The organism is Sphingobium lactosutens DS20, assembly GCF_000445105.1.
GTDB lineage: Bacteria > Pseudomonadota > Alphaproteobacteria > Sphingomonadales > Sphingomonadaceae > Sphingobium > Sphingobium lactosutens.
Window position 1 is genome coordinate 56,810 of sequence record NZ_ATDP01000073.1, and the last position, 13,223, is coordinate 70,032.

The following is a 13,223-nucleotide window of genomic DNA, read 5'->3' on the forward strand; positions in this document are numbered from 1 at the left end:
TTGCCTATGGCAAGGCGCGCCTCGTTTCGCGGGCGACCAGACTGTTGCGCCGCGTGATTTCTGTTTGAGCATCGAAGAAGGAACAGGCCGGACATGGTGAAGGCTGAATGGGGCACGAAGCGGACCTGCCCGAAATGCGCGACTCGCTTCTACGATCTGGGCAAGGACGACCCGGTGGTCTGCATCAATTGCAACACCGCCTGGGAGCCCGAGCCGGTGCTGAAGTCGAAGCAGCCCTTGCCCTATGAGGAAGCGCCCAAGAAGGTGGTGGAAACTGCCGACGGTGAGCGGGAAACGGCCGACGATGATCTGGATCTGGATATCGACGTCGATGATGACGATGATTCCCCGGACAATGACGTCGATCTGGGCGGTGATGACGACCTGGGCGTCGAAGCCGGCAATGACGACGACAATGACGACAATTAACTGAAAATTCCGCTTGCCAATGGGGTCTGACGATCCTAGAGGCAGCGACCTCCGAAGCGCCGGCCCAAGCGGCGCTTCGGGTTGGTGACGGGGCCTTAGCTCAGCTGGGAGAGCGCCTGCATGGCATGCAGGAGGTCAGCGGTTCGATCCCGCTAGGCTCCACCAGTTTTGCCGATCAGGGAAATGTCCAGGGGCATTTGCCGGCAAAACTCCCGAAGCGTCAGCGCAGGGCGGACCTTAGTCTGGGGCTGCACCATTATTTGGCCGACGGTTTTCCGGACATGGCCTGACCTGATTGCTGCGGCGCGGCCGCGCAGGATGGGGCCTTAGCTCAGCTGGGAGAGCGCCTGCATGGCATGCAGGAGGTCAGCGGTTCGATCCCGCTAGGCTCCACCAAAATTGCATGAAATCTGACCATTGCGACCGGAGCTGGTAGCGCATGGCTGTTGCGGACGCGCATTTGCCGCCCTGTCTTTCTTGCTTGCGGAGCCGAACCGTCTGTTCGAGGGTTAAGCCGTCGCAACAGGAGATGGCATCGCGATGAAATTCTATCTTTCCCTGCTGAGCGCCGGCGCTCTGGCCGCGGCGGGCTGCGCTTCGGATGCGCGCTCCAATGACTTGTGCGAGGCAGCGCCGCCCCGCCAGTCCAATGGGGCGCTGCCCATCGGCCAGGCGTGGAGCGGGACGGATGTGCCCTTCGGTTCGGCGGTGAGCAAAGACGGCCAGCTGGTTGCGGCCTATTATGATGCGGAGCGCTATCTGACGCTCGCGACCTATGATCCAGACACGCAGCGTCTTTGCCATAAGCGCCTTGCGTCTCGCTTCGCCGGATGGGACGCGCATAACGCGCTGGTCGTGGCGATCGACGATGCTGACACGGTGCATGTCGCCGGCAACATGCACGCCAGCCCGCTTGTATATGCGCGAGGTCCGCTGGATGACCTGAACGCAGTCCGGTTGCAGCCGATGCTCGGGCGCAATGAAGCCTCGGCTACCTATCCCCAATTCATGCATGATGACGCGGGCAACCTGCTGTTTCTCTATCGCGATGGGATGTCCGGAAACGGTAGCTGGCTGCTCAACATATGGAACGACGGCAAATGGCAACGCATCGGCGCGCTATTTGCTGATCGCGATGCCAAAGGTCCCGTCAACGCCTATCCTACTGCCTTTGTAAAGGACGGGTCGGGGCGATTCCATGTTGCCGTGGTGTGGCGTCGGACGCCCGACGTCGCGACCAATTTCGCGCTGACCTATGCGTCGACGCGCGACTTTCGCCTATGGGATGTCGGGGGGCAACGCGTCAACGGACCGTTGTCGCCGGAAACCATGGAAATGGTCGATGCGCCCGGCGTGCAGCATGGGCTGGTCAACAATGCCTTGCTCCAGATCAGCCGGTCAGGGAAACCGGTCTTGCTCTATACCAAGTTCGTCGATGGCCAAAAAAGCGGCGTTGTCGCGGCGACCAGAGTGAACGGTGCCTGGCGCGAAAAGACGATCGTCGCCGGCAAGACGGCGGTGAAGGTTTCCGGCGGCGGAAGCATGCCGGGTCTGCCTGTGTTCCGTTTTGGAGAGACGCGCGCCAACGGCGATATGCATGTCAGCGCGGTCATCGCTGGCGTCCAGACCGAATTGCTGCTTGATCCTGATACATTGATGGCAAAGCCATGGCAGCCAGATGTCGGCCCGAATGCGAGTAGCGCGCGTGCGAAACCGATGCCCGACGTCACGTTGAAAATCCCCCAGGGCATGGACAAGGCGACCGTTCGCAAGGTTGAGGTCCGCCAGAACGGCATGGATGGTCCGACCGAGGGCGAATTGCGGTGGTTCGCGCAGGGCGTCAATCAGGACAGGCCACACGTCTGTACGGAGCAAGCGCCTGTCGCCTGCAAGCCGCCAGCCTCGCCGCTGCTGTGGGTGCCTGCCCCCGACTGAGCGGCGCGCGATGGTCAGGCGATGGAAATGAAACTGTCCATCACGCGCTTGCGGCCAGCGGTTTCGAAATCGATCTCCAGCTTGTTGCCCTCGATCTCCGCAACCGTCCCATAGCCAAACTTCTGGTGGAAGACGCGCAGGCCTATGCTCACGTCGCTGCGTCCCTTATTGCCCAGCGATACGGCGGAGGACCGCGCTTCCACGATGCGGACCGGCTCCTTGCTGAACTGGCCCGACGATTGAGCACGCTGCCAGCCCGGTCCCCGGCCGGTGCCGCGCGCGACATTGGCGAAGGGGTCCTCGCGTTCGGACCAGTTGGCGCGCCACAAGGACGCGCCGCCGCTCATGCTGCTTTCCTCCTCGACATGCTCGGGGGGCAGTTCCCCCACAAAGCGGGATGGGATGGAACTGGTCCACTGGCCATAAATGCGGCGGTTGGCGGCGTGCAGGATGGTGCAGCGTCGCCGCGCGCGCGTGATGGCGACATAGGCGAGCCGACGCTCCTCCTCCAGGCTGTTGAGGCCCCCTTCATCCAGCGCCCGCTGCGACGGGAACAGCCCTTCCTCCCATCCGGCAAGGAACACATGCTCGAACTCCAGGCCCTTGGCAGCGTGAATGGTCATGATCGTGACCTTGCGCTCCTCCGCCTGCGCCTCATTGTCCATCACCAGGCTGACATGCTCCAGAAAGGCACCCAGCGTGTCATATTCCTCCATCGCGCGCGTCAATTCGGTGAGGTTTTCCAGCCGCCCGGCGCTCTCAGTCGTCCGATCGGCCTGGAGCATCGCGGTATAGCCGCTCTCGTCCAATATCTGCCGCGCCAGTTCGGCATGGGGCAACTGCCCCGCGCGATCGCGCCACCGCGCCAGATCGCCGATGAAAGCGCCGAGCGACCGGCGCGCCTGCGGCGTCAATTCGTCCGTGTCCAGGATCCGGGCGGCGGCGAGGGTAAGGGGAATCCCCTGCGCGCGGGCGAGGCGATGCAGTTTCTCCACCGCCTTATCGCCCAGGCCGCGCTTGGGAACATTGACGATCCGCTCGAACGCCAGATCGTCCGCCGGTTGGTTGACCAGCCGCAAATAGGCGAGCGCGTCGCGGATTTCGGCGCGCTCATAGAAACGGAAGCCGCCGATGATGCGATAGGGCAGGCCGATCTGAATGAAGCGATCTTCAAATTCCCGCGTCTGATGCTGGGCGCGGACCAGGATGGCCACATCGTCCAGCGACCCGCCGCTCCGCTCGATCGCCTCGATATCCTCGCTGATGCGCCGCGCTTCTTCGGGACCGTCCCATACGCCGATGACCTTGACCTTTTCGCCAACGTCGATGTCGGTCCATAACGTCTTGCCCAGGCGATTGCCATTTTCGGCGATGACGCCCGACGCCGCGCCCAATATATGTGGCGTCGACCGATAATTCTGTTCCAGTCGGATGATCGTCGCGCCGGGAAAATCTTTTTCGAACCGCAGGATATTGGCGACCTCTGCGCCGCGCCAGGAATAGATGGACTGATCGTCATCGCCCACGCAGCAGATATTCTTCCGCTCCTGCGCCAACAGCCGCAGCCAGAGATACTGGCTGGAATTAGTGTCCTGATATTCGTCCACCATGATGTAGCGAAATTTCTGCTGATACTGCTCCAGCACGTCGCGATGCTTTTTTAAGATCGTCAGAACATGCAGCAGCAAGTCACCGAAATCACACGCATTCACGTCACGCAGGCGCGCCTGATAGGCGGCATAGAGTTTTTGCCCCTTGCCATGGGCATAGCCCTCCGCTTCGCCCGCGCTCACCTCCTCGGGGGTCAGCCCCTTGTTCTTCCACTGGTCGATCAGCCCGCCCAATTGGCGGGCAGGCCACCGCTTTTCGTCAATACCCTCCGCCTGGATCAACTGTTTCATCAGACGCAATTGGTCATCGGTATCGAGAATGGTGAAGTTGGATTGCAGGCCGACCAGTTCCGCATGACGCCGTAGCATCCGCGCGGCGATGGCATGGAAGGTGCCGAGCCAGGGCATTCCTTCGACCGCGTCGCCGATCATCGCCCCCACGCGCGCGCGCATTTCCCGCGCGGCCTTGTTGGTGAAGGTGACCGCCAGGATTTCCGATGGCCAAGCGCGCCGCGTACCGATGAGATGCGCAAGCCGAGCGGTCAGCGCCGCGGTCTTGCCCGTTCCCGCGCCCGCCAGCACGAGCACCGGCCCCTCTGTCGTCAACACAGCCTCACGCTGCGGCACGTTGAGACCTTTGAGATAGGGCGGATCATTGGGGGAAGGTGCGGGGAGCGTCATGGCGATCAACTAGGGTCGAGCAGGGATGGGGGCAAGGGCAGGGCCTTGCATGGCAGAGCTTTCTATGAGAACAAAAGGGGAATCATGCAAGGGAGGACTGCCATGCTGACCGGCCAATGCCAATGCGGCGCCATTCGATACACCGTAGAGGGCGATCCGGCCTATAGCGCGCTGTGCCACTGCGGCGATTGCCGGGCGAGCGCCGGCGCGCCGATGGTCGGGTGGGCATTGTTTCCCGAGGACAAGGTCATCATCAGCGGCGAGCCGGTCAGCTATCGCTCATCCGAAAACGCGGTTCGTCAGTTTTGCGGGACCTGCGGCACCGGGCTTTTTTATCGCAACCCCGTCATCTTTCCCGGCGGGATCGACATTCAAACCGCGACACTGGACGACCAGGATGCGCTTCCGCCGCAAGCGCATATCCAATGGGCCGAAGCGGCGCCCTGGGCAAAGGCGATGCAGGATTTGCCAAGGTTCGATCGCTATCCCGGCGGCCCCTGAACCGGAACCGGGGCGTCGACCCCGCATATTTCATTATCATTCGGGAACGGCTTTTCCGCTTTGGGTGTTTTGTCATTCAAACGAGCGGTCGCCGGGGCAAGACAAGAGGAAAGGATATTCCCGATGAAAGCGTTCCTGTTGGCAGGCGCCGCCATGCTCGGCGTTTCTGCAATTTCCGGCACGGCCCTTGCGCAAGACGCGATGGCGCCGGCCGGTCAGCCGCCCGCTGGGGCGATGACACCGCAGACCGATCCAGCCATGCCGACGCCGCCCACAAATCCGGCGACGAATATGCCGGCGCAGCCTGATGGATCGTCCATGCCCATGCCCGCGGACCCTAATGCTGGCCAGCCGACCGGGGCGGTCCCGGCCGATCCGGGCATGATGCCGGCTCCCGCCAATGCGCCCCGCGATCCGGCCGCGCCGATGGGCTCAGCGGAAAATCCCGTGACCATGGGGGGTAATATGACGCCGCCCCCGACCGAGGCAAAGGATTACCCCGTTTGCTCGCGTACCGTACAGGACAGCTGCATCAATCCCGGCCAGGCGCGCCGGATGCGCAAGCCGGGCTAAAGAAGCCGAATAGATGCCCTAAGAGGGATGATGAGGGTCGGCCCGTCACATTCGGGCCGGCCCTTTCATATGCCTTTCGTCATTCGGGTCGCAGCAGCGTCAATCGCGCCTTGCCGACTTCCCTCGTGACGTCGATCACATAGCCTTTTACCGTGACATCCTCGCGCCGGCTGGTTTCGATTGAAATCCAGGTTGCCGGTCCCGTCCAGCCCAATCGCCCCAGCTTGTCCAGCGCAACCTGGCCCGCGCCCGTGTCATAGGGCGGGTCCATGAAAACTACGTCCAGCGGCGCGGGGGCGGGCCCCAGCGACAATACATTGGACGGACGAATGTCGGGACGAACCCCGAAGCGGTCAGCATTGGCGCGGATCGCATCCAGCGCCGCTCTGTCCTGTTCGACGAACAGGCATGTCGCCGCCCCGCGTGACAGGGCTTCGAACCCCAGGGCGCCCGACCCGGCAAAAAAATCCCCCACCGCCAGGCCGTCAAAGGATCCGATCCGGCTGGTCAGCATGGAAAACAGCGTTTCGCGCGTGCGATCTGCCGTGGGCCGCGTGGCGTCTCCCTTGGGCGCGGTCAGCGGCCGACCGCGCCATTGGCCGGCAATGATCCTCATGCCGCGCCACCCTTCAACGTCTTGCGGAACAGGATAAGGTCATGCTGCCGCACTTCCTCCACCGCGCCTACCGCCAGTTCACCCAAGGCAAAGGGGCCATACGCCGTGCGGATCAGGCGATTGACCTTGAGGCCCAGATGCTCCAGCACCCGGCGGACCTCGCGGTTCTTGCCCTCCGTCAGCGTCATTTCGATCCATTGGTTGCGGCCAGTCCGGCGCTCCAGATTGGCCTCGATTTGCCCATAGCGGACGCCGTCGATTTCCAGCCCGTCGAACAAATCTTCCAGTTGCTGCTGGCTGACCTCTCCGAATGCGCGCGCGCGGTAAGTGCGCGGCACGCCGGTCGCGGGCAATTCCATCTGCCGCTTGAACCCGCCATCGGTCGTCAACAGCAACAACCCTTCAGTATTCATGTCCAGTCGCCCGATCGGCATGACCCGCGGCAATCCGTCGGGCAGGCGATCATAGATCGTCGGCCGCCCCGCCGGGTCTCGCTCTGTCGTCAGGCATCCGACGGGCTTGTGGAACAGGAACAGCCGGGTCGGCGCGGGGGCCGCGATGGCGACGCCATCAACCGTGACACCATGCAAGGATGTCAGCAGCGTTGCGGGCGTGTCAACGGGCGCGCCGTCCAGAGCGATACGGCCCTCCGCAATCATCCGCTCGATCTCCCGACGGGACGCGACTCCGGCGCGGGCCAGCAATTTGGCGATACGCTGGGGTTCGCCCTTGCCGGACGCGGCGGCGGCCGCGCGCGCTGGATGCGGATTGGCATCCTGCAGCGGGCGCGGCGACCGGCTGGCTGACTTGGCCGTAGCGTGGCGTGATCGCGGGCCGACGGGACGCTTCGGGCCACCGGCGCCTGCGCCGCGACGGGGCGGTCCGGATTTTTTCGGCGGTTCCACGGTCAATTCCTTTTTCTTGCCACTGGCCATCCCCATATCTCTGGAAAGCCAGCATTGAGCTGAAATGTGCCGCTCCGGCGCTTGGGCGAAGGAGTTTTCGGCCCCATCGGGCAACCCGGTGCGGGCGCGCGGCGTTTCTCTTATCGCATGGCGGACTCAGGGCGGGCTTGGCAAATGTTTTTCGGTTTGTTGAAAGAGGAAGAGAAGCGGCCATCGCGGCGCAAGGCCATCCAGTCCATCCTCGTGGTGGAAGACGAACCGCTTGTCGCCTTCGACAATGAACATGCGCTAGAACAGGCCGGCTACCGGATTGCCGCGACGGTCGATGACTATGATCATGCCGTGCGCGTCATCGATGAGGGCGACGTGGACCTGGTGGTTGCCGACGTCGCCCTGCCGGGGGACAAAAGCGGTATCGATGTGGCGCGTTATGCAGCCGAACGCGGCCTGCCTGTGCTGTTCGTCACGGGCCGCTGCCCAGGGGATGCACGCGCTCTTGCGATCGGCTGCCTTTCCAAACCTTATGCGCAGCGGGACCTGATTGCAGCGATTCAGGTGGTGGACGCGGTCCTGCGCGGCGCGCGCCGGCCCAAGCTGCCGGCGGGCCTTACCCTGTTCGAGCCGCGCGCCTGATCCCTTAATCCGTGCTTGCCTGACGCGCAGCGCATCATATGGTGGCGCAAATCGACGCCAAGGGGATCGCGCGCATTTATGAATGACGTTACGCAGGGCAGGCGCTCATGGGCCGATGCCGTCAAACCCTACGCGGAAAAAGCGCCGCTTGCCGCCTTCTTTCTGGGCGTCTCTTCCGGTTTTCCCTTTGCGATGATTGGCGCAACCCTTACGACACGCCTGGCGCAGGACGGGATCGACAAGAAGGCAGTGACGGCCTTTACCCTGGCGTTTCTCGTCTATAATCTGAAATGGATTTGGGCGTGGATTGTCGATGGCGTGCGGGTGCCACTGATCGGCCGTCTGGGGCAGCGTGTGTCCTGGCTGCTGATTGCCGGCGCCTTGTCGATCCTCGCGGTCGTCAACCTCGCCTTGGTGGACCCAACGACTAGTCTGCTCCAGACCGCTTATGCCGCGATCCTGGTCGGCTTTGCGGGCGCGACCTATGATATCGTCATCGATGCCTATCGCATCGAGATATTGGAGCCACGCCAATTGGGCATCGGCTCGGGCATGTCGCAATATGGGTGGCGCATCGGGTCGGTGGCGGCCGGATCGCTGGCGCTCGTGCTGGCGGCGCGCATAGGCTGGCATGGCGCCTATCTGGCCTGCGTCGTGTTCGCGTTACCCGCGATGCTGACGGGCCTGATCGTCGGAGAGCCGGCGCGCCACCGCGAAGCCGCCAGTCGCCGCGGCCTGGCGGAGGTCTGGCAATCCATCGCAGGACCGCTGGCCGAATTTTTCCGCCGGCGCGGCGCGTTCCTGGTGCTGCTGTTCATCCTGTTGCACAAGATTGGCGATACACTGGCCAACCTGACCTTCCGCCTGCTGTTTGACGACATGGGCTACAGCAATGATGAGATCGCCATTTATGACGTCGGCATGGGCTTCTGGGCTTATCTTGTCGGGATTTTCATTGGCGGCATTCTTTATGCGCGGCTCGGCATGAAGCGATCGGTGCTGATCAGCCTGGTGCTCATGTGCGTGTCCAATTTCAGCTTTGCCGCGCTGGCGGCACTCGGCAAAAGCAATTGGGGGATGGCCGGCGCGATCGGCTTTGAAAATTTCGCCAGCGGCATCGGCGGCGTCACCGTCGTCGCCTATTTCTCCGCCCTGTGCGACCTGCGCTTCACCGCCTCGCAATATGCGCTGATCTCTGCGGCCGCCAGCATCGTCGGCCGGTTTCTGACAGGCACGACGGCCGGCGCGCTGATCGAGCGGTTTGGCTATGTCGATTTCTATTTGCTGACGACGGCGTTCGCCGTGCCCGGCATATTGCTCTTCTGGCTGATGATGCGGGCCGGGCTGATCGACGCCAGCGTCGGAACGGCCGCAAAGACTGGAAAGGATCAGGCCGCCGCGTAGAGATCCAGCGGCCGGCCCAGGTCGCTATGCGCCTGCGCCACCGCCTGAAGGCAGGTGAGGGCGCCGAGCGCATGGTCGTTTCCCAGCAGCGCGCTCACCTGCTCATAGGCCTGGTTCGGGTCCCGCAGGGCAAGGCCGGTCGCCTCCATCATCATGGCTTCGTCCGCAGTCATGCGCGCGCAGCAGCAGGGCGCCACCATGATCCGGCGGCTCGACGCGCGAGCCAGTTCCAGCATCATCGCGCGCATCAGCACCAGCGGCCGTCGATAGCTGCGTCCAAAGGCCCCCAGCATGGCGTTGGCGGCATGGGCGTCATTCACGCCGGCGCTCGCCATGCGCCGCATCACGAACAGGAACAGCCGATTGCCGTAGCCGCCGGGGATGGGCCGGGGCAGGTCGATGGGGGAAGTCTCTCCATAAGCCATAGAATCGCGCCTTCTCAACTGATGTGAGTGGAGGATACGCTATTGAGAGTCAGTCGCAAGTATAATCAGTCGGGGAGTTGCCCATTCAGTCGCAAAATTTGCCCGGCCAAATAGAGCGATCCGCCGATCAGCAGCTTGGGCGATCCGTCGGCCGGAAGGCTTGCCGCTATGACTTGGATCGCCGCCTCTGGGCCATCATGCGCCGTGAAGCCGACGCCCCATTGATCGGCGATCGTGGCAAAGCGCTCGGCTGGATGATGGTCATGTCCCGGCACCGGCAGCGCATGGATATGCCCGACGATCCCCGCGAACGGTGCGAGGAAAGCATCGATATCCTTGTTGGCCAGCATGCCGATCACAAGGTGAAGCATCTGGCCATCCAGCCTGTCGGGCGTGAAATAAGCGGCGATGGCCTCACCCGCTGCGGCATTATGGCCGCCGTCCAGCCACGCGACCGTGTCGGGCGGCAAGGGCGTGAGCAAGGGGCGGCGGTCCAGCCGCTGCAATCGCGCGGGCCATTGCGCCCAAAGCGGCGCAGCTTTCACTGCGGCATCCGACAGCGGCACAGCCTGCTGATGCCGCAGCATCGCGATGGCGAGCGCCGCGTTTTGCGCCTGATGCGCGCCGGCAAGACGCGGCAAGGGCGTATCGAGCCGCCCCTGCGCGTCGCGATAGTGGAGCCGCTCGCGATAGACGGCGGCATCCCATCCGTCTCCCTGGCCAATCCATTGGGTTCCGACCCTTTGCGCGGCGGCTTCCATGACCGGACCGAGCGGATCGGGATAGCGCTGCGTCACCAAAGGCGCGCCAGCCTTGGCGATCCCGGCCTTTTCCGCCGCGATCTGCGCCAGCGTGTCGCCCAGAAAGGCCTGATGATCGATGCCCAGCTGCGCTATGCCGCAGACGACCGGGTCAGCTATGACGTTGGTCGCGTCCAGCCGTCCGCCCAGTCCCACCTCAATGATGCAGGCGTCGGCGCGATGTTCGGCGAAGGCCAGAAAGGCGGCGGCGGTCGTCACTTCAAAGAAGCTGGCATTCACGCCTTCCGCAATGTCCAGCACGCGCTCCAGATAGCGCGCCAGCATCGCGTCGTCGATCAACTGGCCCGCGATGCGGATCCGTTCGTTGAAGCGCACCAGATGCGGCGAGGTAAAGACATGGACGCTCTTGCCATCGGCCTCCATCGCCGCGCGAAGGAAGGCGCAGGTCGACCCCTTGCCATTGGTGCCCGCGACATGAAACACGGGCGGCAGCGCGCGATGCGGATCGCCCAGCCGCTCCAGCAGCCGCGTGATCCGTTCAAGCCCCAATATGTCCGCGCCCGGCGACAGCGACCAGAGCCGGTCGAGTTGCGCCTGCACGTCCGGATCGTCGGAAACGGCATGATCGGCCACGGCGCTGCTCCCCTTGGCGCGTGGCGGTCAGGCGGCGGCGCGCGGCCGCAGATAGCCGATCACCCGCGCCAGCGTATCGCGCAGGTCGCGGCGATGGACCACCATGTCCAGCATGCCATGGTCGAGCAAATATTCGGCGCGCTGGAACCCTTCGGGCAGCTTTTCACGAATCGTGCTCTCGATCACGCGCTGCCCGGCGAACCCGATCAGCGCATTGGGTTCGGCGATCTGGATGTCGCCCAGCATGGCGTAGCTCGCGGTGACGCCGCCGGTCGTCGGATCGGTTAGCACCACGATATAGGGCAATCCCTTGGCGTGCAGCTTCTGGATGGCGACGGTCGCGCGGGGCATCTGCATCAGCGACAATATGCCTTCCTGCATCCGCGCGCCGCCCGCGGCGGTGAAGATCACATAGGGGCAATCATGCGCGATCGCATCATTGACGCCCTGGATGAAGGCCGCGCCGACGCCCATGCCCATGGACCCGCCCATGAAGGCGAAATTCTGCACCCCCATCACCAGCGGAACATCGTCGATCGCGCCGCGCGCGTTGATCAGCGCGTCCTGATCACCAGTGGCCTGGCGCGCAGCCTTCATGCGGTCGGGATAGCGTTTGGTGTCGCGGAATTTCAGCGGGTCTTCGGGCACATGGGGCGTCGGCAACAGGATGAAACCGGCGTCCAATATCTGTTCGAACCGCGCCGCCGGGCCGATTCGGCCATGATGGTCGCAGCGCGGGCAGACCGACAGATTTTCTTCCCACTCCTTGATGAACACCATTTCCGCGCAGGACGGGCATTTGTGCCACAGCGTTTCGGCGGTGGTTTCCTTCTTGGTGAAGGGCAGGGCGTTGCGGACGCGGTTGATCCAGCTCATGCGGCAGTCTCTTGGTCTTGATGGGTGAGCGCGCCGCGCAGCGCGGCGACGAATTCCTGGACGAAGGGCGCGGCGGCATCGCCATGGCTGCCGACAATGTCGACGATCGCCGATCCGACGACGACGCCATCGGCAACGCGGCCGATCGCGGCGGCCTGTTCGGGCGTGCGGACGCCAAAGCCGACCGCCACCGGCAGGTCGGTCGCAGCCTTCAATCGGGCGACGGCCATCTCGATCGACGATTGCGCCGCCTGCTGCTTGCCGGTCACGCCAGCGACCGCGACATGGTAGAGGAACCCGCTCGCGCCCTCGAGAACGGCGGGCAGGCGCTGCGCATCCGTGGTCGGCGTCGCCAGGCGCACCGGATGGACGCTGGCCGCGCGCAGGGCGGGGCCGATCTCGGCATCTTCTTCGGGCGGCACGTCGACGCAAATGACGCCATCGACGCCCGCCGCTTTGCACTGGTCCGCGAACCAGTCCGCGCCGCGCACCAGCATGGGATTGGCATAGCCCATCAGGATGAGCGGCGTGTCGGGATGACGGGCGCGGAAATCGGCGGCGATGGCGAATATGTCCTTCGTTCTCGTGCCCGATCCCAGGCTGCGCAGGTTCGCCAGCTCGATCGCCGGCCCATCGGCCATGGGATCGGTGAAGGGCATGCCAAGCTCGATGATATCCGCGCCGCCCGCGACCAGCGCATCCAGGATGGCGGGCGTGGACCCGACGTCGGGGTCGCCCGCCGTCACGAAGGTGATGAGCGCAGCGCGCCCTTGCGCCTTGCAGGCGGCGAAGCGGGTGGAAAGGCGGTCAGTCAAGCCCTCTCCCCTTCAGGGGAGAGGATTGGGAGAGGGGGCTGTCCAGCCGCTTCGACAATGCTCATCAATACAGCTTCCATGTTCGTCATCACGTCATGATTGGCAAATCGCAGCACCCGATAGCCACATTGATGAAGAAAAGCACTCCGACTTTCATCATATTCCCGCCGCGAAGCGTGACTGTCACCATCGATTTCAATGATCAGCATGGGGCGTCGGCATGCAAAATCAACGATGAAGGGGCCAACCACTTTTTGCCGTCTGAATTTCAAGCCGTGTAGCCGTTCTGCCCTAAGCGCCAACCACAATCGCTGCTCGGGCTCTGTAGCCCCCTTACGCATTGCGCGGGCTCGCTCTGTCAGCACCGGGTTACGCAATATCCCCCCTCCCAACCCTCCCCCCTGAAGGGGAGAGGGCTTTTGAAAG

14 protein-coding genes and 2 tRNA genes are annotated in these 13,223 nt (G+C 63.7%); 8 read left to right on the forward strand and 8 right to left on the reverse strand.

Annotated elements, in window-relative coordinates:
* The first annotated feature begins 93 nt into the window (after window positions 1–93).
* The 4 genes from RLDS_RS34540 to RLDS_RS34555 all read left to right on the forward strand — a co-directional run bounded on the left by RLDS_RS34540 (window position 94) and on the right by RLDS_RS34555 (window position 2,364).
* Entirely contained in the window at window positions 94–429 is a 336-nt protein-coding gene (locus RLDS_RS34540) for a TIGR02300 family protein (protein WP_009821851.1), read from the forward strand.
* 89 nt (window positions 430–518) lie between these two features.
* Window positions 519–594, forward strand: a tRNA-Ala gene (locus RLDS_RS34545).
* Window positions 595–749: 155 nt separating this feature from the next.
* Window positions 750–825, forward strand: a tRNA-Ala gene (locus RLDS_RS34550).
* Window positions 826–969: 144 nt separating this feature from the next.
* Window positions 970–2,364: a BNR repeat-containing protein gene (locus RLDS_RS34555; protein WP_021225013.1), complete on the forward strand. Its 1,395-nt coding sequence runs from the start codon at window positions 970–972 to the stop codon at window positions 2,362–2,364.
* Between the two features lie 14 nt (window positions 2,365–2,378).
* Here the strand turns inward: RLDS_RS34555 and RLDS_RS34560 are convergent, their stop codons facing one another.
* Window positions 2,379–4,655, reverse strand: a complete 2,277-nt coding sequence (locus RLDS_RS34560; RefSeq protein WP_031297600.1) for an ATP-dependent helicase — start codon at window positions 4,653–4,655, stop codon at window positions 2,379–2,381.
* A gap of 102 nt (window positions 4,656–4,757) precedes the next feature.
* On the opposite strand from RLDS_RS34560, the gene RLDS_RS34565 reads away from it, so the two are divergent.
* On the forward strand, window positions 4,758–5,156 hold the full coding sequence (locus RLDS_RS34565; protein ID WP_021225015.1) for a GFA family protein: 399 nt from the start codon (window positions 4,758–4,760) through the stop codon (window positions 5,154–5,156).
* 123 nt (window positions 5,157–5,279) lie between these two features.
* Window positions 5,280–5,729 (forward strand): hypothetical protein, encoded by a 450-nt coding sequence (locus tag RLDS_RS55865; RefSeq protein WP_021225016.1) that lies wholly within the window; start codon window positions 5,280–5,282, stop codon window positions 5,727–5,729.
* A gap of 79 nt (window positions 5,730–5,808) precedes the next feature.
* Here RLDS_RS55865 and rsmD read toward each other — a convergent pair whose 3' ends face one another.
* Together rsmD and RLDS_RS34580 are read right to left on the reverse strand one after the other, a co-directional pair.
* Window positions 5,809–6,345: a 16S rRNA (guanine(966)-N(2))-methyltransferase RsmD gene (gene rsmD / locus RLDS_RS34575; RefSeq protein WP_021225017.1), complete on the reverse strand. Its 537-nt coding sequence runs from the start codon at window positions 6,343–6,345 to the stop codon at window positions 5,809–5,811.
* Window positions 6,342–7,250 (reverse strand): pseudouridine synthase, encoded by a 909-nt coding sequence (locus RLDS_RS34580; RefSeq protein WP_031297601.1) that lies wholly within the window; start codon window positions 7,248–7,250, stop codon window positions 6,342–6,344. The genes rsmD and RLDS_RS34580 overlap by 4 nt, the downstream gene beginning before the upstream one ends.
* 174 nt (window positions 7,251–7,424) lie before the next feature.
* Here RLDS_RS34580 and RLDS_RS34585 point away from each other — a divergent pair, with 174 nt between their 5' ends.
* Window positions 7,425–7,883 (forward strand): response regulator, encoded by a 459-nt coding sequence (locus tag RLDS_RS34585; protein WP_021225019.1) that lies wholly within the window; start codon window positions 7,425–7,427, stop codon window positions 7,881–7,883.
* A 78-nt stretch (window positions 7,884–7,961) separates the two neighbouring features.
* Window positions 7,962–9,287, forward strand: coding sequence for an AmpG family muropeptide MFS transporter (locus RLDS_RS34590; RefSeq protein ID WP_021225020.1), 1,326 nt, complete (start codon window positions 7,962–7,964; stop codon window positions 9,285–9,287).
* Here RLDS_RS34590 and RLDS_RS34595 read toward each other — a convergent pair.
* The 5 genes from RLDS_RS34595 to RLDS_RS55165 all read right to left on the reverse strand — a co-directional run bounded on the left by RLDS_RS34595 (window position 9,272) and on the right by RLDS_RS55165 (window position 13,162).
* Window positions 9,272–9,712, reverse strand: coding sequence for a DUF6628 family protein (locus tag RLDS_RS34595; protein ID WP_021225021.1), 441 nt, complete (start codon window positions 9,710–9,712; stop codon window positions 9,272–9,274). The genes RLDS_RS34590 and RLDS_RS34595 overlap by 16 nt on opposite strands.
* Before the next feature lie 65 nt (window positions 9,713–9,777).
* Window positions 9,778–11,106: a bifunctional folylpolyglutamate synthase/dihydrofolate synthase gene (locus RLDS_RS34600; protein ID WP_021225022.1), complete on the reverse strand. Its 1,329-nt coding sequence runs from the start codon at window positions 11,104–11,106 to the stop codon at window positions 9,778–9,780.
* 27 nt (window positions 11,107–11,133) lie between these two features.
* A complete protein-coding gene (gene accD, locus RLDS_RS34605; protein ID WP_021225023.1) occupies window positions 11,134–11,982 on the reverse strand; it encodes an acetyl-CoA carboxylase, carboxyltransferase subunit beta in 849 nt (282 codons plus the stop codon).
* Entirely contained in the window at window positions 11,979–12,797 is an 819-nt protein-coding gene (trpA, locus tag RLDS_RS34610) for a tryptophan synthase subunit alpha (protein WP_021225024.1), read from the reverse strand. The genes accD and trpA overlap by 4 nt, the downstream gene beginning before the upstream one ends.
* A complete protein-coding gene (locus RLDS_RS55165) occupies window positions 12,794–13,162 on the reverse strand; it encodes an endonuclease domain-containing protein (RefSeq protein ID WP_408021105.1) in 369 nt (122 codons plus the stop codon). The genes trpA and RLDS_RS55165 overlap by 4 nt, the downstream gene beginning before the upstream one ends.
* Window positions 13,163–13,223: the final 61 nt, after the last annotated feature.